The following is a 19,228-nucleotide window of genomic DNA, read 5'->3' as shown; positions in this document are numbered from 1 at the left end:
GTTACACTGCACAGTGTAGTTTCAAGATTGCAACAAAATCCGCAGCAAGTAAACTACCCAGTGTAATTTACCCTCAAGAGCTGAACGCCACCCATGACTGCCCCTCAACGCCTCACCGACCGCAAACGCCAAGCCATCGTGGCAGCGGCCATCGCTGAGTTTCGCGATAACGGCTTCGAGGTCACCAGCATGGACAAGATCGCCGCCACCGCTGGGGTTTCCAAGCGCACGGTGTATAACCATTTCCCCAGCAAGGAAGAACTGTTCGCCGAAATCCTTCACCAGCTCTGGGCCAGCAGCGTCGCCCAACTCGACGTCAGCTACGCCAGCGACCGCCCGTTGCGTGAACAGTTACGCGGGTTGCTGGAGGCAAAGATGAAGATGATGTCGGACACCAACTTCCTCGACCTCGCCCGGGTCGCCATCGCGGCCACCATCCATTCACCGGAACGTGCGCAAGACATGGTCACCCGCCTGAGCCAGCGCGAAGAAGGCTTTACCCAGTGGGTACGCGCCGCCCAGGAAGATGGCCGCCTCTCCTGCACCGACCCGGCGTTTGCCGCCCATCAGATCCAGAGCCTGCTCAAGGCCTTCGCGTTTTGGCCGCAGATCACGTTGGGCCAGCCGACCCTGGATGCCGCCCACCAGGCCAGCGTCATTGAGTCAGCCATCGACCTGTTCCTTGCCGGCTACGAAGTCAGCGCCTCCCGCACCCAGTAAAAACCATTGCAAGAGCGACATTCCTGGTCGCTTTTGACGCATTCGCCCTCTGTTTTGCGCAAATGGCCTGGAAGGCCACTGATTATTCCTACGCGAATAACTGACAATATTCACAGGACTTATCCGATCAATGGGTGATCCAGTGGCCGCGAGCCGCCGTCTATGTGAAAAACAGTTGAACCAGGAATTTATGGAAAACAGACGAGGCAAAGGGCTCTCATTTGCCAGGCGTATCTACCAGCCAAGGATCATCGGCCTGGGTGTCGGCAGCATCAGCGTCACCGGCGCCTTGTACCCCCTGGCCATGCCGGGCTGGGTCTGGGCGTTACTGCTGTTCAATGGGTTTGCCTGGGCGCATCTGGCGTACCAGCTATCCACCCGCTCGCCGTTCCCTTATCAGGCTGAACAGCGCAACTTCCTGTATGACTCGGTATTCGGTGGGTTCTGGGCGGCTGCCACGCAATTCACGCCGCTGACAGCCGTGACCATCCTGTCGATGATGACCATGAACAACGTCGCCGCCGGCGGCCGGCGCCTGTTCCTGCGTGGCCTGCTCGCCCAGGGGCTGGGGATCGGCGTGGCGTGGGCGCTGTTCGGCATCAAGTTCAACCCCGACGTCAGCCTGCTGCAGGTCTACTCCTGCCTGCCCATGCTGACCCTCTACCCCATGGCCATCGGCATGGTCTGTTATCAACTGGCGATCAAGCTGTCGGAACATAAACGCGCCCTCAGTGCCCTGAGCCGCACCGACAGCCTCACCGGCCTGCTCAACCACGGCTCGTGGAAAGACCTGCTGCACCTCAAGTTCCACAAGTGCCAGCAGCAGCAAAGCCACGCCACCATCGCATTGATCGATATTGATCACTTCAAGCAGATCAACGATACCCACGGCCATATCGTCGGCGACACGGTGTTGCGGCAACTGAGCCTGGAACTGCGGCGCAACCTGCGGGAAAACGACCTGGCCGGGCGTTACGGTGGCGATGAGTTCTGTGTGATTCTTCCGCAAATGCCTCTGGAGCAAGCGGCGCAGATCATGGAGCAGATGCGCAAAACATTCGGCAATTACCGCACCCCGCACATACCGGAATTGCGCGTCAGCCTGAGCATCGGTCTGGCGGACTTCCAGCCGCGCTTCACCGACGCAGCCATGTGGCTGAACGCGGCCGACCGGGCGCTCTATGCCGCCAAGGACACCGGGCGTAATCGGGTGAGTGTCAGTGAAGACCGGATCGCCTGTTCCGCCTGACGTAGTCCTACAACTCCTCGTCTGAATCTTCCGTCCAACACCATAGGCGATAGCATAATGCCTCCATTCGTCGCCTACCCAAAAATGGTCCTGCCCCTTGGGCGAACTTCTTGTCAGGCTGATCACTCTTAACCCGTTGTTCCACCCCGCTGTCAGCACAAGGAGGCTGACAATGAGCACGTCAACCGTAAGGCGAATGCCTTACGGGGGCAGGCGCATACACATGGATACTCCCCGACGCATGCTTGCCCGAGCCCCCGAACATGCTATTCAACACCCATAAAAAAACCATCAATCACCTGCAACACACCGTGGCTCACCAAGCCAGCCTGCTGGACGCGATCGAACGCTCCATGGCAGTGATCGAATTTGATCCGCAAGGCCTCGTGCTACGGGCCAATGACAACTTCCTCAACACCCTGGGCTACCGCGCCGAGCAGATCGAAGGCCAATCCCACCGGATGTTCTGCACGCCCGCCTTCGCCCGTAGCGCCGAGTACAGCCAACTGTGGTCCAACCTGCAAAACGGCCAGTTCCAGTCCGGCACCTTTGAACGGGTGGCCAGCAACGGCCAGTCGGTGTGGCTGGAAGCCAGCTACACCCCGGTGCGTGACGACACGGGCCGTGTGGTCAAAGTGGTGAAGTACGCCCTGGACGTCACCCCGCGCCTGCAGGCTGAAAGCGAGGCCAACGCCAAGTTGGAAGCCATTGGCCGGGCAATGGCCGTCATCGAGTTCAACCTCGACGGCACGATCATCACCGCCAACGCCAACTTCCTGCAGCGCATGGGCTACAGCCTGGCGCAGATCCAGGGCCAGCATCACCGCCTGTTCTGCACAGCAGAGACCGCAGCGAGCTCAGCCTACGGTGACTTCTGGCGGCGCCTGAACCAGGGCGAATTGTTCAGCGGCCAGTTCGAACGCGTGGGTAAAAACGGCCAGCCCGTGTGGCTCGAAGCCAGCTACAACCCGGTGTACGACGCCAGCGGGCGCCTGTGCAAAGTGGTGAAGTTCGCCTCGGACATCACCGCGCGCGTGCAACAACATGCTGCAGACGCACAAAGCGCCGCCCAGGCCTATCACCTGTCCCTGCATACCCAGGACATGGCGGAAAAAGGCGCCGACGTGATCCAGAAAACAGCCAGCGGCATGCGTGAAATCTCCTCGGACATCGACAACTCCTCGCAACTGATCGCCAAGCTGGGCGAGCGTTCGCAACAGATCAGCACCATCGTCAACACCATTCGCGGCATTGCCGATCAGACCAACCTGCTGGCACTCAATGCCGCTATCGAAGCAGCGCGCGCGGGCGAACAAGGCCGTGGTTTTGCCGTGGTGGCCGATGAAGTGCGGCAGTTGGCGGCGCGCACCAGCGGTTCCACCACGGAGATTTCCAGCATGATCGCGGTGATCCAGGCTGAGACCCGCCACGCCATCGACAGCATGGACGCGACCCGCGACCGCGCTGCCCAGGGCGTGGAGCTGGCCAACCAGGCCGGTACAGTGATCCTGCAGATTCGCGAAGGCACCAGCGAGGCGGTGCACGCGGTGAGTGCGTTTGCCAATGAGCGTGGCGCCCACTAACACTCAGTAGACCCTCGGGTTATTCATGTGTAAGACAGGTCGCCAGGACTATAGTGATTCACTGTCTTAACGTTGATGACCCGAGCCCACCATGACCCCCGACAAGCCCGAAACCGCCCCCGTCGATCACCTGCGTTTTCACCGGCGCCACGCCCACCTGGCGCCGACCTTCGGCAACGATACCTTTGCCCTCAAGGCCGAGGCCTTTGCGCGCTTCTTTGGTACACCGACCTTCCTCGGTGCGCAAACCGCGATCGTGATCTTGTGGGTGGTGCTGAACGTAACGGGCATCACCCACTTCGACGTGTACCCGTTCATCCTGCTCAACCTGGCCTTCAGCCTGCAATCAGCCTATGCCGCGCCGCTGATCCTGCTGGCCCAGACGCGCCAGGCGGCCCGCGACAAAGCCCAGTCCGACGCCGATGCGCAACACCGCGAAGCACTGGCCATCGCCAATACCGAACGCCAGGCCCAGGCCGCGCAAACCACCAAACAGCTGCTGGAATTGCTGGAGCAAAACACCCGGCTGACGGAAATGACCAAGCAACTGACCGAACACATCGAAACCCTGACGTGCGAAATGCATGAGCACTACGTAAGAAAACCCCAGTAACTGTGCGTATCCATTGTCGGAGGGGCGATGTCAGGGTTTCATCCGCACATGCCGTCCCAACTCATCAAACAGCGTCACCACCGAACGCAACGCGCGGCAATCGGGACGCGTCAGCAGCCATAACGCCGTGTCGTGCCCCGCCAATGCGGGACCCAGGGGTTGCAGGCCATCATCCAGCAGAAAATCCGGCAGCGCCGCCACGCCCAACCCTGCCCGCACCAGTTCGGTGACCGACAACATGCTGTTGCAGCGATAACTGAGGCGTACACCGGGCAGGTGTCCCCGGCGCCAGGCCACCGTGGGGTGGTCGGGCAGGAAGTCGTCCGGCGCAATCCAGGCCAGGTCCGCCAGTGAGCGTCCGGCGTGTTGACGCGCATACGTGGGGCTGGCACACACCCGATACGCCACGGCCCCCAGGCAACGGCCGACCAGGTGCTCCGGCGGTGCCGTGGTCAGGCGCAGGGCGATGTCGGCATCGCGGCGGCTGAGGTTGGCGAAATCATTGGAGGTGCTCAGTTCCAGGGTCAGCGCCGGGTAGTCCGGCATGAACTGCGCCAGCGCCGGCAGCAACAGCCCTTGCAGCACCGAGTCGGTACAGGTCAGGCGCACCGTGCCGCTGATCACCTCGCCGCCCTGCTCCACGCCGATGCGCGCCGCTTCCAGCGCTTGTTCAGCACGTTCGGCCTGCTGCGCGAGGTTGCTGGCGAGGCTGGTGGGCAGGTAGCCGGCGCGGCTTTTTTCAAACAACGTCTGGCCCAACGCGGCCTCCAGCCGTCGCACCGCGCGGAACACCGTGGACACATCTACCCGCAACAATGCCGCCGCCCGCGCCAGGGTGCCGCCACGCACCAGGGCGAGGATCAGCGACAGGTCGGAGTAATCGATTTGATAGTGCGTGGCTGCATTGAGCATGTGGGCAAACGCCAATATTGATTGCGTGTGCGCCAATCTATAGTGCACGGCAGGACACCACAAGCCATGGGACGCACCCGATGAAAGCCACCACCTTGCACCTCGCCCTGATCGGCGATTACAACCCCGATGTCGTCGCACACCAGGCCATTCCCATCGCGCTGCAACGGGCCGGTGAAACCCTCGGTGTGCAGGTTCATCTGCAATGGCTCGACACCGACACCCTCACGCCCACCACAGAACTGCACAGCTTCGACGGTTTCTGGTGCGTGCCTGCCAGCCCCTACCGCGACACCGACGGTGCATTGCGGGCGATACGTTTTGCCCGCGAACAGCGGCGACCTTTCCTCGGCACTTGCGGCGGTTTTCAACACGCGGTGCTGGAATACGCCCGCAACGTGCTGGGCTGGGCCGATGCCGAACATGGCGAACTGGCGCCAGGCGCTGAACGCGCAGTGATCACCCCCCTGAGCTGCGCCCTGGTAGACGCCAGCGACAGCCTGCGTTTGACGCCCTACACGCGCATCGCCGAGGCCTACGGCCGCCTTGATATCGAGGAAGGCTATCGCTGCCGCTACGGCATAAACCCCGAATTCGCCGATGCACTGCTCGAGCGCGAGATGATTCCCAGCGGGCATGATGCGGCCGGCGATCTGCGCGCGGTGGAGTTGCTCGACCATCCGTTCTTCGTCGCCACGCTGTTCCAGCCTGAACGCGCGGCCCTCAAGGGCATCACGCCGCCCTTGGCGATTGCCCTGCTCAAGGCGTGCCAGGAGCAGTGCGCATGATCGCCACGACACCCGCCCCACCCTACTACGCAGTGATCTTCAGCTCATTGCGCACCGACGGCGATCAAGGCTACGGCCAGGCCGCCGCCCGCATGCTGGAGCTGGCTCGCGATCAACCGGGGTTTCTCGGGGTGGAATCGGCGCGGGAGGATGGCCTGGGGATTACCGTGTCGTATTGGCGCAGCGAGGCCGCGATCCTGGCCTGGAAGCAGCAGGCCGAGCATCGGGCGGTGCGTGAACAAGGACGCGCCACCTGGTACTCGGCGTTTCAGACACGGGTGTGCAAAGTGGAACGGGCCTACACATTCCAAGGCCAGTAACCGTCGTATCGCCTGGCTCTCTGTGGCGAGCGGGCTTGCCACAGAAAGCTCGCTTACCGCCTATGCCGTCTAGCTCACCAGACTGCGCAGCGCACTGATCTGTGGAATCTCCACCCGTTTCATATACACGCGCAGCGGTTCGCTGATGTTGATGCGGTCGTCGATATTTTGGTCGAGCAGCAACTGGATACGCTCGCGGGACAGGGTCATGGTCTGCTCGGGGGCCGGCAGCCAGACAAATTCAGCGGTGGGGATGATGCCGTCGTCGGCCACGTCCATGCCGAAGGAATCTTCGCTGAAACGCACGATGTACTGGCCGGTCTTGCGGTTGAGGCCAACAAAACCGTGGAGTTGGTCGGCGGCCTGGCAGATAAGCTCGGAGGTGATGCGCATGGTAAACCTCACTGAAAAGTCCCACAGGGACTGGAAAGATGGTTTACACGCGTGGCGGAAAGTACCGTCCTCTAGCGGGACGGCTGCGAGCAAGAATACTGCAATGCCGCGCAAAAAAACCGAGGAAATTGGCACATGCGCACGTTAATGTCGGTTTGGTGATGGCGCCTTTCGCAATCAATTGTTAAAAAGGAGGCCTTCTCAAAGCTACCTACACGAAAGGACTTCGCATATGCCTGTCACGTTTTCCAAGAGCGCCCTGCTGCTCGCACTGGCGCTTGGCTTCGGCCAGGCACAGGCTGCCGAACCGATCAGCCCGGCTGAATTGGCGACAAACGAAGGCATTCCATACCCCGCCGTGATCGCTCACCGTGGCGCGTCCTACGACGCGCCGGAATCCACCGCCGCCGCCTACAAAGTCGCGCGCGACCTGGGTGCCGACTACCTGGAAATGGACCTGCAACGCAGCAAGGACGGCGTGCTGTTCGCCCTGCACGACAACAACCTGCAGCGCACCACCGACGTGGCCACCAAGTTCCCCGAGCGCAAAGACGCCCCGGCCAACGAGTTCACCTGGAAAGAACTGCAAACCCTCGACGCCGGCAGCTGGTTCAACGCCGCCTACCCGGACCGCGCGCGTCCTGGCTTCGTCGGCCTGAAGATCCAGAGCCTGGACGACATCATCAAGATCGCCGAAGGCAACCCGCAGCACAAACCCGGCCTGTACATCGAAACCAAGGAGCCCAAGCAATTCCCAGGCATCGAAGTCGACCTGAAAAACAAGCTGCTGGATAAAGGCTGGTTGAGCTCCGCCGGCTCAAAGCTGGGCAAGAGCAACACCGGCGTCGGCCAGGGCAAGGGCCGTGTGGTGCTGCAGACGTTTGAAAAAGACAGCTTGAAAGAGCTGCAGAAAGAAATGCCGAACACCCCGAAAATCCTGCTGTTGTGGGTTGGCCCGGGCAGCATCGAGCCGAAATCCACGCAGACCTTCGCCGAATCCGGCGAAACCACCAAGGCCGCGTACTACGCCAAGCAAGAGCCAAAAGACGCCGCCGAGTTCGAAAAGTGGGTCGACGAAGCCAAGAGCCTCGGCGCCATCGGTACCGGCCCATCGGCTGAGCTGACCGACCACGGCGACCAGAGCTACACCGACCTGGTGAAGCCTGAAATGAACAAGCTGACCCACGACAAGGGCCTGCTGGTGCACGTCTACACCGTGGATGAACCGGTCGACTTCGAAAAGGTGATGAAAGCCGGCGTCGACGGCATCTTCACCAACCGCGCCGCCGAACTGCTGAAGTTCTACAAACGCTGGCCGTCGTCCAGCGTGCAAGACCTGCTGAACGACTACAAGTACTGAGAGCGTCGCGCATTGGTGTCAGTGCGCCATTAAGGATGAGTTAAGTTGCGCCGGTTAATCTGGCGCCACTTAAACAGCTCACCGAAGAAGGACACACACTATGAAAACCCTGACCACCCTGTTCGCTGCCACCGCCCTGACCCTGACCGCCGGCCTGGCCCAGGCTGATGTTCGCCCGGACCACATTGAAGGCCTGCTCAAGTCCGGTGCCGTGATGCCGTTCGACAAGCTCAACGCTGCCGCCGTGGCCAAACATGCCGGTGCCACGATCAACGACACCGAACTGGACCACAACAACAGTGGCGTGCTGGTCTACGAAGTTGAACTGACCGACACCGCCGGCAAGAAGTTTGAAGTCAAGCTCGACGCCAAGACCGGCGCCGTACTGGAAGACAAACTCGACACCTGAGTGACCCCCGTCACCTGAAACCGCGCCACCTCCGGGTGGCGCGGTTTTTTTATGCGCGCTCGCTAACCGTGCGTAGGAAAAAACACCATTCGGTGAATGAAATTACACCTTCACCACACAAGGTCGCTAAAATCCCAGGCTTCGACCTGAGCCTCTGGCTCAACACTTTGCGAGACTGCTGCATGGGGCAAAAAGCCGCCGACATCGCCACTATTGGCCGAATCAGTGCCGTACACGCGATGCTCCAAGTCATCAGCGACATGACCGGCCTGCGCTTCGCCGCGGTGGCGCGGGTGACCGACGACACCTGGACCGCCTGTGCCGTGCTCGACCAACTGGACTTCGGCCTCGGCATCGGTGGCGAGTTGGACCTGACCACCACGATCTGCCACGAAATTCGCAGCTCACATGTGTCCGTGGTGATCGACAAGGCCAGCGAAGACCCGCTCTACCACGACCACCACACGCCGCGCCTGTATCACTTCGAAAGCTATATTTCGGTGCCGGTGTTCCGCACCGACGGGCGCTTTTTCGGCACGATCTGCGCCTTGGACCCCAACCCCGCCGTGCTGCGCAGCAGCACGATCCAGTCGACCATGGAGTCGTTCGCCCGCGTGCTGTCGTTGCAGATTGAAGCCGAAGAAGCCGCGCAACAAACCCAGGCACAATTGCAGGAAGAACGCGGCACCGCCGAACTGCGCGAGCAATTTATCGCCGTGCTCGGCCATGACCTGCGCAACCCGCTGTTTGCAATTAACGTCGCTGCCGAACGGCTGCTGCGCAAGCACGCGGACCCGGCCACCGACACCCTCGTGCGGCATATCCTCACCAGCGGCCGGCGCGCTGCGCAGTTGGTGGAAGACGTGCTGGATTTCGCCAGGGGCCGCATGGGCACCGGCATCCCGCTGAACATCGGCGATTGCCAGGGTTTGCAGGCGGCATTGCAGCATGTGGTGTCGGAGGTGCAGAGCGTGCATCCGCAGCGGGTCATCCGCGCAGATATCGGCGACCTGCAAGGGGTGAGTGGTGACCGTGACCGCCTGGCGCAGTTGCTCTCCAATCTGGTCGCCAATGCCATCCACCATGGCAACCATGACGGCCCCGTGGAGGTGCATGCGCAGGTCGAGCAAGGCCGTTTCCATCTGTCGGTGAAAAACCCCGGGCAGATCAACGCGCAAGCCCTGCCCCGTCTGTTCGAGCCTTACTCACGCCCGGCGACGAACACGCCCCAGACCGGCCTGGGCCTGGGGCTGTATATCGTCAAGCAGATTGCCGAGGCCCATGGCGGTGAACTCAACGTGTCCACCAGCGCCGAGCACGGCACGGTGTTCACGTTCAGCCTGCCCACCGGCTGATCAGGCGCTCAGGCGCGCGGTCACCTCATTCAACTCGCCGGACAAGCTACGCAGGTTGTGGCTCGCCGCTTCGGTGCGCTGCACATTGTCGAGGTTGGCCGTGGCCACGGTAGTGATCTGGGTGATATTGCGCGAAATATCCTCAGCCACCGACGTCTGTTCCTCGGCCGCCGTGGCGATCTGGCGGTTCATGTCGCGGATCGCTTCCACCGCCTGGGTGATGTGATCGAGCATGGCGCCGGCCTGGCTGACTTTTTCCACACTGTCATCGCTGCACGACTGGCCGCTGACGATCGCCTCGGCGGCATCGATCGCACCGGTCTGCACGGCATGGATAATCTGGTTGATCTCGATGATCGACGCCGCCGTGCGTTGCGCCAGGCTGCGGACTTCATCGGCGACCACCGCAAAACCGCGGCCAGCCTCGCCTGCACGGGCCGCCTCGATCGCGGCGTTCAGCGCCAGCAGGTTGGTTTGCTCGGCGATCCCGCGAATCACTTCCAACACTTTGCCGATACGCACGCTGTCGGTTTCCAGGCGCCGGATGATCGTGCCGGTGTTGAGGATTTCCGTGCGCATCTGGCCGATGGTGGCGATGGTGACCTTCATCACTTCACCGCCCTCGCGGGCCGACTGGTCAGCGTCATCGGCGGCGCGCGAGGCACTGGCGGCGTGACGGGCGACTTCCTGGGCGGTGGCCGACATTTCGGTCATGGCCGTGGCTACCTGGTCGGTGCGATTGAATTGCTCGTGGGTGCCAGTGGCCATCAGCCCGGCAATCGAGTTCAACTCGCCGCTGGCGCTGACCAGATCGGTGGCGCTGCGTTGCAAGCGACTGAAGGTCTCGGCGAGGAAGTCGCGCAGGGTATTGGCGGCAGCCGCCAATTGGCCCAGTTCATCCTGGCGCTTGCTGGTGACGCGCTCGGCAAAACGACCATGGCTCAGTTGGGTGACATAGTCGATCAGGCCACGGATCGGCAGAATCAGGTTGCGGTTGATCAGCCACAGGCTGAACAGGCCGATCAAGGCGCCCGACAGCAGCATGATTGCCAGGCCCACCATCACCGTGCGCTCGGCATAGGCGCTGATGGCCAGTGACTTTTGCGCGCCTTGTTCGCGCAGGTCGCTGACGAGAGCGCTCATCTGCTCGCTGGCGGCGCGGTCCACGCCCTTCACGGCCGTGTCGCCCGCAGTAGGATCTGCACCCGCCGCCACGTAGGCATCACGCCCGCGCTGGTAAGCGACACCCAGTTGCTGGTGTTCCTGACGCAAGGTTTCGATGCGTTGGCTCAAGGTTGCGTCGCTGCGGGTCTGGCTGACCAGGCGCGTGAGGATGCCTTGGACATCACGTTGGCGGTCCTGGAACTGGCCCCAGTACTTCTCCATGTCCTGAGGCTGTTTGCCGCGCAACAGCACGTTTTTCCATTCCTGGACCTGCACCTTGAATTGCAGGTTGGCTTCATCGATCAGTTGGGAGGTGAGCAACGGCCCTTCGAGCAAACTGCGGTAACTCTGCACACCGTTGGAGAGAAAGTTGAAACACGCCAGGGCGATCAACAGCATCGCCAGCAGGCTGCCACCGAGCAGCGACAAGATCTGTGCCCGCAGGGAGGTTCGCAAAACATTCATCGGGGAAAACCTCGAAACAGGGGAAAGGGTGCTAGCACGCCATGACTTCCCTGTCGTCAGAGGCACCACCCGTCCACAGCGGTGCTTATGGCCTGAATCGGCCGTGCTAGAGCCCTCTTGAGCGATTCCTGATGAGCGGTCAATAAAATGTCATTCAACAGAAATAAATTCAAAACCGTCATAAAACTGTCAAATATCCCTGTAATGATTCGCCACGCGACCTGTGAAACGTCCTACAGGCCTTTTCTCTGCGAGCCTCCATGAACCACAGCATTGACCACAGCCACCAGGATTCCGATCTGTTTGGCTTGCTCTACGGTTTTCGTTTTCGCCCCGGTGAAAAGGGTGAACAGATTGATTCGGCCACCGCGCTCCAGGCCTTGCAGCAACCCGCCGATCCGGAAGAGTTCCTATGGCTGCACCTGAACCTGGCCCACGCGGCCTGTGAGCGTTGGATGCAGGCAAACCTGGATTTGCCCGAAGAATTCTTCGAAGCCCTGCACGAAGGCTCGCGCTCCACGCGTATCGAACACGTCGACTCAGCCTTGCTGGCGGTGGTCAACGACGTGGTGTTCAACTTCAGCAGCATGGTCTCGTCGGATATTTCCACGCTGTGGGTCTGCGCCCGCAGTCGGCTGTTGATCAGCGCACGCCTGCAACCCTTGCACTCGGTGGACAAGTTGCGCTCGTCGGTGAAGGCCGGCGAACACTTTCGCTCACCGCTGGAACTGCTGGTGCACCTGCTGCGCGACCAGGGTGAAGTGCTGACGCAGATCGTGCGCAAGACCAGCATCAGCGTCGACCATATCGAGGACCAGTTGCTGTCCTCGCGCCTGTCCACCAACCGCGCGGAACTGGGGGCGGCGCGCCGGGTGCTGGTGCGCCTGCAACGCCTGCTCGCGCTGGAGCCGGGTTCACTGCTGCGCCTGCTCAACCGCCCGCCGCAATGGCTGCAAAAGGAAGACGTAAAGGAATTGCGCAAATCCACCGAGGAGTTTGCGCTGATCATCAACGACCTGACGGCGCTGGGCGAACGGATCAAGCTGCTGCAGGAAGAGATCGCCGCCAACCTCAACGAGCAGAGCAGCCGCACGCTGTTCACCCTGACCGTGGTGACGGTACTGGCGTTGCCGATCAACATCATCGCCGGTTTTTTCGGCATGAACGTGGGCGGTGTGCCGCTTTCCCAGGACCCAGAGGGGTTCTGGATTTTGGTGGCGCTGGTGGCGACCTTCACATTGATTGCCGGGCGCTGGGCGTTTCGTAAGTTTTCAAATTGAAATGGGAAGGGGCTTCCCCCGATAGCCCGGCAGACAGCGCTGCTGTGGCGAGCGGGCTTGTCCCGCGTTGGGCTGCGAAGCAGCCCCAAAACCAGCCTCTACAGAGTGTCTGATACACCGCGTTCTTCTTTACTGGGGCTGCTACGCAGCCCAACGCGGGACAAGCCCGCTCGCCACAGGGAGATGTGCCTGGGTCTGAAACGTTGTGTAGATACCCTTGGCTCCCCAGCGATTTATAGACCAGTGGCACACCCAATGACCTAAACAATGACTTGCGGCAGCATCGCTGTAATATTCTGCAACGAACATGAACGGCATCCTCTCCACACGGATGCCCCGGCATGGCCACCCCTTCCCTGACTGCTTCCACGCACTCATCCTCCGTCGATTCAAAACCGCGCCTGGACAAGAAACCCAGCCTGGTGACAGTAATCGTTTTCTTCGCCGTACTCGCCATGGGCCTGTTGTTTACCGCCTACAGCCTTATGCACGACATGCACGAAATGGGCGCCCAGCTCACCACATGGACACCGTTCCTGCTGCTGGGTGTGGCGCTGTTGATCGCCCTGGGTTTCGAGTTCGTCAACGGCTTCCACGACACCGCCAACGCCGTCGCGACGGTGATCTACACCAACTCGCTGCCGCCGCAGTTTGCGGTGGTGTGGTCGGGCTTTTTCAACTTCCTCGGTGTGCTGCTGTCCAGCGGCGCGGTGGCGTTCGGCATCATTGCCTTGCTGCCGGTGGAGCTGATTTTGCAGGTGGGTTCATCGGCCGGTTTCGCCATGATCTTCGCCTTGCTGATCGCCGCGATCCTGTGGAACCTCGGCACCTGGTGGCTGGGTTTGCCGGCCTCGTCGTCCCACACCCTGATCGGTTCGATCATCGGCGTCGGCGTGGCCAATGCCTTGATGCACGGCCGTGACGGCACCAGCGGTGTGGACTGGAGCCAGGCGATCAAGATCGGCTATGCACTGCTGCTCTCGCCGCTGATCGGCTTCGCCTTCGCCGCCTTGCTGTTGCTGGCCCTGCGCGCCTTTGTGAAAAACCGCGCGCTGTACAAAGCCCCTAAAGGCGACACTCCGCCGCCGTGGTGGATCCGCGGCATGCTGATTGTCACCTGCACCGGCGTGTCCTTCGCCCATGGCTCCAACGATGGGCAAAAAGGCATGGGCCTGATCATGCTGATCCTGGTCGGCACCCTGCCGATGGCCTACGCGCTGAACCGTGCCATGCCGGCCGAGCAGTCGTTGCAATTTGCCGCAGTCGCCGAAGTGACCCAGGTGGCGCTGATGAAAACGGCGCCGCTGGCGTTGGCGGGAGACCCTCGGCCGGTTCTTTCGACCTACATGCGCACCAAGGAAGCCACGCCCGAGTTGATTCCGGCCCTCGCCGCCCTCGCCGGCCAGATCGGTGACCAGGTCAAAGGCTACGGTTCCCTGGCCAAAGTTCCCGCCGAAGCCGTGGGCAACGTGCGGAACGATATGTATCTGAGCAGCGAAACCATTCGCCTGATGGACAAAGGCAAGGTCGGCAATTTCGACGCTGACACCCAAGACAAGCTGCAACTGTTCAAGCAACAGATCGACGATGCCACGCGCTTTATTCCGCTGTGGGTGAAGATTGTCGTGGCCATCGCCCTGGGGCTTGGCACCATGGTCGGTTGGAAGCGCATCGTGGTCACCGTGGGCGAGAAGATCGGCAAGACCCATCTGACTTACGCCCAGGGCGCCTCGGCCGAGACCGTGGCGATGCTGACCATTGGTGCAGCGGATATGTTCGGGCTGCCGGTGTCGACCACCCATGTGTTGTCGTCGGGTGTGGCGGGGACCATGGTGGCTAATGGGGGTGGGTTGCAGATGCGGACGATCCGCAATTTGCTGATGGCGTGGGTGCTCACCTTGCCGGCGGCGATTCTGCTATCCGGTAGCCTGTACTGGCTGTTCACCAAACTGTTCTGACACAACCCAGATTGAAAATGTGGGAGGGAGCTTGCCCCCTCCCACATTTGGATGTGTGTCGTGTCAGTTGTTGAAGAGTCCCGCCATGGCCTTGAGCCGTTTCTTGTACACCCGCCGCGCCTCCAGCGCCTCCTCCAGAGTCACCGCCACAAACCCCGCCCGCTGGTTCGGCTGCATCTGCCCGATCAAGTCCAGGTCGGCACTGATCACCGTGCCGATCATCGCGTAACCACCGCCGGATACCGCATCGCGGTGCAGCACAATCGGCTCCAGCCCGGCCGGTACCTGGATCGAGCCAATCGGGTAGCAACTGTCGACGATATTCGACGGATCCGACCCCGCGCCAAACGGCTGCTCACGCGGCTGAAAGCTCAGCGCACTGCCGCCCTTGAAGCGATAGCCGATGCGGTCCGCCTCGGAACCGACCGTCCACGGCTCCGCAAAAAAACTGCTCTTGGCTCCTGCGGTCAAGCGCTCGTAATACAGCCCCGGCACCACGCGCAACGTGACATCACCGCCCACCGAGCGGCGCAACGCCATCGGCAAACTGTTGCCCGCACGTCCGAGACCGCTGGCGTTGCCGATGGGCAATTCATCGCCCTCCTGCAAGCGTCGGCCGTGGAAACCTCCGAGTGCACCGAGGGTGTAAGTGGAACGGCTGCCGAGCACCAACGGCACGTCAATGCCACCGGCGACGGCGAGGTAAGTGCGGGCGCCCGCCTTGGGAAATTCGAAACGCAGCACCTGCCCGGCACGCACCTCAAAGGCGGTGTCCTGATGCACCACTTCACCGTCCAGGCGCGGCGACATCAATGCACCGCTGAGCGCGACCAGGGTATCTCGTTGAAACGCCAGTTCGGGCCCGATCAAGGTGCATTCCAGGCCGGCCGCCCCCACCGGGTTACCCACCAGATGGTTGGCTGCACTCAAGGCGTATTGGTCCAATGCACCCGATGGCGGAATGCCCAGGTGGTAATAACCTTCGCGGCCAAGGTCCTGCACAGAGGTGGCGAGGCCGGGTTTGAGGACCTTGATCATGCCAGCGCCTCCTGCAGGGTTTTCGGGTAGCCGATGGGGTCGGCGAGAAACGCATCGAGGGAAAATTCCACCGGGCGAATGCGCAGGTCGAAACGGCCTGCCTCCACCTCGGCAACGGCCAGGTCGTAGGCGTCCCGGTCGATAGGTTTGAATTGCACGATGTCACCCGGCCGGAAGAACACCATATGCGCCTTGAGGTAGGCCAACTGCTGGGCCGGGTCGTAGATCGGCGCGGGGGTCACGCCAAACATCTGGTAGCCGCCGGCGCCGCGCACCGAGTAGATGCAGCCGAAGCAACCGCCATGGCCGAGGGTCAGCTTCGGCGTGTCGGTGCGCGGGCGCAGGTACTTGGGCACCTGCAACTGCCGCTCGCGCTCGACCATCTGGAACATGAACGGCAAGCCCGCGACAAAGCCGACCATCGAGACAAACCACGGCGCGCCGCTGTGGGCGGCGATAAACGCTTCGACATCGGCCAGGCCATTGATGCGTGCGGCGTATTCCAGGTCGGTGGCACTGGGGTCTTGGTGGCGGTCGCGAAACCGCATCAGGGTTTCATGGGTCCAGGGGTCGTTATAGAGCACCGGGATTTCGATGATGCGTGTGTGCAGGGTGCGTTCGGCCACGGCCTGGGCTTCGGCGCTTTGCACAGCGTCGAGCAGCACATGGGGGGCGATGCGGTCGGGGTCGAAGCGAATCTGGAACGAGGCATTGGCCAGGCACACATCCAGCACGCCTTCCAGCGCCAGGCGCTCCACGGCACGGGTCACGGCCATGCCCTTGAAAAAAGCCTGCAGGGACATGCTCTCGCTGACTTCGGCAAACAGGTGTTCATCACCGCCGAAGCTGTAGCGAATGGGGGACGTTTCAGCCATGTCTGTTCCTCTTGGAATCGTTATAGAAAGGCAGGCAAAAAAGTAAATGTACGATCTTATTAGGGTGTTTTGACGGTGATGCCGGCCTGGTCCAACGCCTCACGGGTGGCTTCCACCAACTCCAGTGCGCCGGGGGTGTCGCTGTGCAGGCAGATGGAATCGAATTCGATAAACAGGTCTTCGCCTTCTACGGTACGCACCAGCCCCGTCTGACACGCCCGTAGGACACGGGCCGCGACCGTGGCCGGATCCAGCGCACGTACGTTGCGGGTAAACACAATGGAGCCGGTCAGATCGTACTCACGGTCGGCATAGAATTCGCGCACCACCGGTTGCCCGAGTTCCTTGGCCACGCGCCAGATCACGGAGTTGGGCATGCAGTACAGCAACAGCGTCGGCTCGATGATTTGCAGGTTTTGTACCAGCAGGCGCGCGGCTTCTTCGTCGCGGGCCAGGTGCATGTAGAGCGCGCCGTGAGGCTTGATATGTTGCAGCGTCATGCCTTGGGCGCGGGCGATTTCGCGCAGGGCGCCCAGTTGGTAGAGCATGTCGTCGACCAGCTCCTGGGCCGGCGCATGGATATGCCGACGACCGAAGCCCACCAGGTCGCGAAAGCCCGGGTGTGCGCCGATGGCCACGCCCAGTTGCTTGGCGCGCGCGACGGTGCGGCGCATGGTGCCGGGGTCGCCGGCATGGAAGCCGGTGGCGATATTGGCCGAGCTGATATAGGCCATCAGCTCCGCGTCGACGCCGTCGCCGATGGTCCAGGGACCGAAGCCTTCGCCCATGTCTGAATTGAAATCCACTGCCTGCATCGGGGACGCTCCGCCAAAAGGTAATGCTCGAAAGTAGGCTGCGGCTTGACCCCTTGGGAAGATCTATTATCAGATGGCCTATCTTCTGAAAATCAGATAAAGCCATGTCCCTGACCTTGCGCCAAATCCGCTACTTCGTCGCCACCGCCGAAATCGGCCAGATTTCCCAGGCGGCGATTCACCTGAACATCTCCCAGTCTGCGGTGACCACGGCGATCAAGGAGCTGGAAGCCCTGCTTGGCGTGCAGCTATTTGTGCGCTCGGCCCAGGGCATGAACCTGACCGATGCCGGGCGGCACTTTCTCAACCGCGCCTACGTGATTGTGCGCAGTGTCGACGACGCGCTGAACAGCCCGTTGCCCGACTACCGCGCCAGCGGCGTGCTGCGCCTGGCGGCCAGCTACACGGTGCTGGGTTACTTCCTGCCCCACCACTTGCAGCGCATGGAGCACTGGCACCCGGATGTGACGCTGGAGGTGTTCGAGCAGGAGCGCCAGGCCATCGAACAGGGCCTGCTCGACGGCCAGTTCGACATGGCCGTGGTCCTCACCGCAAACCTCACCCACCCGGCGATCGTCTCGGAGATCCTGTTCAACTCGGAACGTCGTTTATGGCTGCCCAGCCATCACCCATTGTGCGAACGCGGCGCCGTGAGCCTGGCGGATGTGGCGCAGGAGCCGTACATCCTGCTCACCGTCGATGAGGCCGAACACAGCGCCATGCGTTACTGGGAACAGGCCGGGCAAACACCCAAGGTGCGGCTGCGCACCAGTTCGGTGGAGGCGGTGCGCAGCATGGTTGCCAATGGCAGCGGCGTGGCGATCCTGTCGGACCTGGTGCACCGGCCCTGGTCGCTGGAAGGCAAGCGCATCGAAACCCTGACCGTCACCGACCCCGTCACGCCCATGAGCGTCGGCCTGGCCTGGCACCGCGAGCGCGCCTTCACCCCGGCAATGCAGGCGTTTCGCGATTACTTCCACGACGCGTTCCTGGCGCCGCAACAGCTGTCGGCGCGGCGTTAAAGCTGCGAATGCAGGATGGCCGCCAGCCAGTCCATGAACACCCGCACCCGCAGAGGCAAGTGCCGTTGTCCGGCATAGAGCAGGGACACATCCAGCGACGGGGCCGGATAGTCCGGCAGGAACGCCACCAGCTCCCCGCTCGCTAATTCTTCGCCCATGCCCAGGGCCGGGGCCTGAATAATCCCGAAACCGCCCAGGCAGGCAGACTTGTAGCCATCGGTGCTGTTGACCGTGACCCGCCCGGCCATGGGGATGCGCAGCACCTTGTTGCCCTGCACGTACTCAAACCCCGCCGAGCGTGAACCCAACGGCCGCACGTAATGCACCAGGTGGTGATCGGCCAGGTCGGCCAGGGTCTGCGGCACGCCGTAGCGTTGCAGGTAGGTGGCGCTCGCGCAGTTGATCATCGGCATGCTGCACAGCAGCCGCGCCACCACGCTCTGGTCCGGCTGCGCGCCCACGCGCAGCACGCAATCGAAGCCCTCGGCGAGCAGGTCGACCTGGCGGTCGGTGGTGCTGATCTCCAGCTCGATCAGCGGGTGCGCGTCCATGAATTGCGGCAAACGCGGCAGGATCAAGTCCCGCGCCATCACGTTAGGCATGTCCACCCGAATCCGTCCGGCCAGTTGCGCTTCGTCCTGGCGAAACAGCCCTTCGAGTTCTTCCATGTGCGCGAGCAAATCCTTGCTGCGCTCATACAGCACGCGGCCGTCCTGGGTCGCCTGCACCTTGCGCGTGGTGCGCTGCAACAGGCGTGCGCCGAGCAGTTCTTCCAGTGCCTGCACATGCTCCGACACGGTGGAGCGCGGCAGGCCCAGGCTCTCGCCGGCGCCGGTGAAACTCGACAGCTCGGTGACGCGCACAAAGGTACGCAGCAGCTCCAGTTTGTTCATGGGATTGTTCGCCTTA

Annotated in this window: 19 protein-coding genes and 1 pseudogene; 12 read left to right on the top strand and 8 right to left on the bottom strand. The window is 62.0% G+C overall.

The window, feature by feature from the left end:
- Window positions 1–93: 93 nt before the first annotated feature.
- The 4 genes from M2397_RS11475 to M2397_RS11460 all read left to right on the top strand — a co-directional run bounded on the left by M2397_RS11475 (window position 94) and on the right by M2397_RS11460 (window position 4,165).
- Window positions 94–720 carry a TetR/AcrR family transcriptional regulator gene (locus M2397_RS11475; protein WP_131697813.1) on the top strand — a complete coding sequence of 209 codons (627 nt, stop codon included), beginning with the start codon at window positions 94–96 and terminating at the stop codon, window positions 718–720.
- Between the two features lie 190 nt (window positions 721–910).
- Window positions 911–1,969 carry a diguanylate cyclase gene (locus M2397_RS11470; RefSeq protein ID WP_259243153.1) on the top strand — a complete coding sequence of 353 codons (1,059 nt, stop codon included), beginning with the start codon at window positions 911–913 and terminating at the stop codon, window positions 1,967–1,969.
- A gap of 263 nt (window positions 1,970–2,232) precedes the next feature.
- On the top strand, window positions 2,233–3,552 hold the full coding sequence (locus M2397_RS11465; RefSeq protein ID WP_145337930.1) for a PAS domain-containing methyl-accepting chemotaxis protein: 1,320 nt from the start codon (window positions 2,233–2,235) through the stop codon (window positions 3,550–3,552).
- Window positions 3,553–3,643: 91 nt separating this feature from the next.
- Window positions 3,644–4,165 carry a DUF1003 domain-containing protein gene (locus M2397_RS11460; protein ID WP_145337928.1) on the top strand — a complete coding sequence of 174 codons (522 nt, stop codon included), beginning with the start codon at window positions 3,644–3,646 and terminating at the stop codon, window positions 4,163–4,165.
- Between the two features lie 30 nt (window positions 4,166–4,195).
- Here the strand turns inward: M2397_RS11460 and M2397_RS11455 are convergent, their stop codons facing one another.
- Window positions 4,196–5,077: a LysR family transcriptional regulator gene (locus M2397_RS11455; protein WP_259243152.1), complete on the bottom strand. Its 882-nt coding sequence runs from the start codon at window positions 5,075–5,077 to the stop codon at window positions 4,196–4,198.
- A gap of 80 nt (window positions 5,078–5,157) precedes the next feature.
- Between M2397_RS11455 and M2397_RS11450 the strand changes: the two genes are divergently transcribed.
- Complete coding sequence (locus M2397_RS11450; protein WP_131697817.1) at window positions 5,158–5,865, top strand: CTP synthase; 708 nt, start codon at window positions 5,158–5,160, stop codon at window positions 5,863–5,865.
- Window positions 5,862–6,185 carry an antibiotic biosynthesis monooxygenase gene (locus M2397_RS11445; RefSeq protein ID WP_131697818.1) on the top strand — a complete coding sequence of 108 codons (324 nt, stop codon included), beginning with the start codon at window positions 5,862–5,864 and terminating at the stop codon, window positions 6,183–6,185. The genes M2397_RS11450 and M2397_RS11445 overlap by 4 nt, the downstream gene beginning before the upstream one ends.
- Before the next feature lie 69 nt (window positions 6,186–6,254).
- Here M2397_RS11445 and M2397_RS11440 read toward each other — a convergent pair whose 3' ends face one another.
- A complete protein-coding gene (locus M2397_RS11440; protein ID WP_027605634.1) occupies window positions 6,255–6,578 on the bottom strand; it encodes a DUF2025 family protein in 324 nt (107 codons plus the stop codon).
- 232 nt (window positions 6,579–6,810) lie between these two features.
- Between M2397_RS11440 and M2397_RS11435 the strand changes: the two genes are divergently transcribed.
- From M2397_RS11435 to M2397_RS11425, 3 genes are all read left to right on the top strand, one after another.
- Complete coding sequence (locus tag M2397_RS11435; RefSeq protein ID WP_259243150.1) at window positions 6,811–7,938, top strand: glycerophosphodiester phosphodiesterase family protein; 1,128 nt, start codon at window positions 6,811–6,813, stop codon at window positions 7,936–7,938.
- Window positions 7,939–8,038: 100 nt separating this feature from the next.
- Complete coding sequence (locus M2397_RS11430; protein WP_145337923.1) at window positions 8,039–8,347, top strand: PepSY domain-containing protein; 309 nt, start codon at window positions 8,039–8,041, stop codon at window positions 8,345–8,347.
- A gap of 182 nt (window positions 8,348–8,529) precedes the next feature.
- Window positions 8,530–9,702 carry a GAF domain-containing sensor histidine kinase gene (locus M2397_RS11425; RefSeq protein WP_131697820.1) on the top strand — a complete coding sequence of 391 codons (1,173 nt, stop codon included), beginning with the start codon at window positions 8,530–8,532 and terminating at the stop codon, window positions 9,700–9,702.
- Here M2397_RS11425 and M2397_RS30520 read toward each other — a convergent pair whose 3' ends face one another.
- Together M2397_RS30520 and M2397_RS30515 are read right to left on the bottom strand one after the other, a co-directional pair.
- The gene (locus tag M2397_RS30520; protein WP_405046428.1) at window positions 9,703–10,470 is read right to left on the bottom strand and encodes a methyl-accepting chemotaxis protein; all 768 of its coding nucleotides are present in this window, start codon (window positions 10,468–10,470) and stop codon (window positions 9,703–9,705) included.
- Between the two features lie 117 nt (window positions 10,471–10,587).
- A pseudogene (locus M2397_RS30515) lies at window positions 10,588–10,746 on the bottom strand (HAMP domain-containing protein); the annotation flags it as partial.
- Window positions 10,747–11,591: 845 nt separating this feature from the next.
- Between M2397_RS30515 and M2397_RS11415 the strand changes: the two are divergent.
- Together M2397_RS11415 and M2397_RS11410 are read left to right on the top strand one after the other, a co-directional pair.
- Window positions 11,592–12,611: a transporter gene (locus M2397_RS11415; protein WP_131697822.1), complete on the top strand. Its 1,020-nt coding sequence runs from the start codon at window positions 11,592–11,594 to the stop codon at window positions 12,609–12,611.
- Window positions 12,612–12,952: 341 nt separating this feature from the next.
- Entirely contained in the window at window positions 12,953–14,569 is a 1,617-nt protein-coding gene (locus M2397_RS11410) for an inorganic phosphate transporter (protein ID WP_259243145.1), read from the top strand.
- A 63-nt stretch (window positions 14,570–14,632) separates the two neighbouring features.
- On the opposite strand, the gene M2397_RS11405 is transcribed toward M2397_RS11410, so the two are convergent.
- Genes M2397_RS11405 through M2397_RS11395 form a run of 3 tightly spaced genes read right to left on the bottom strand, consistent with a single transcriptional unit; the run spans window position 14,633 to window position 17,297 of the window.
- Window positions 14,633–15,607 (bottom strand): biotin-dependent carboxyltransferase family protein, encoded by a 975-nt coding sequence (locus tag M2397_RS11405; RefSeq protein ID WP_184743859.1) that lies wholly within the window; start codon window positions 15,605–15,607, stop codon window positions 14,633–14,635.
- On the bottom strand, window positions 15,604–16,482 hold the full coding sequence (locus tag M2397_RS11400; RefSeq protein WP_131697825.1) for an allophanate hydrolase subunit 1: 879 nt from the start codon (window positions 16,480–16,482) through the stop codon (window positions 15,604–15,606). The genes M2397_RS11405 and M2397_RS11400 overlap by 4 nt, the downstream gene beginning before the upstream one ends.
- 59 nt (window positions 16,483–16,541) lie before the next feature.
- Window positions 16,542–17,297: a 5-oxoprolinase subunit PxpA gene (locus M2397_RS11395; RefSeq protein ID WP_027605627.1), complete on the bottom strand. Its 756-nt coding sequence runs from the start codon at window positions 17,295–17,297 to the stop codon at window positions 16,542–16,544.
- A 104-nt stretch (window positions 17,298–17,401) separates the two neighbouring features.
- Here M2397_RS11395 and M2397_RS11390 point away from each other — a divergent pair, with 104 nt between their 5' ends.
- The gene (locus M2397_RS11390) at window positions 17,402–18,319 is read left to right on the top strand and encodes a LysR family transcriptional regulator (protein WP_027605626.1); all 918 of its coding nucleotides are present in this window, start codon (window positions 17,402–17,404) and stop codon (window positions 18,317–18,319) included.
- On the opposite strand, the gene M2397_RS11385 is transcribed toward M2397_RS11390, so the two are convergent.
- Entirely contained in the window at window positions 18,316–19,212 is an 897-nt protein-coding gene (locus tag M2397_RS11385; protein ID WP_259243143.1) for a LysR family transcriptional regulator, read from the bottom strand. The two genes, M2397_RS11390 and M2397_RS11385, sit on opposite strands and share 4 nt — an antisense overlap.
- Window positions 19,213–19,228 lie beyond the last annotated feature (16 nt).

Origin of the sequence: Pseudomonas sp. BIGb0381 (assembly GCF_024809815.1) — a bacterium.
Taxonomy (GTDB): domain Bacteria; phylum Pseudomonadota; class Gammaproteobacteria; order Pseudomonadales; family Pseudomonadaceae; genus Aquipseudomonas.
This window is presented reverse-complemented; position numbering and strand designations above follow the sequence as displayed.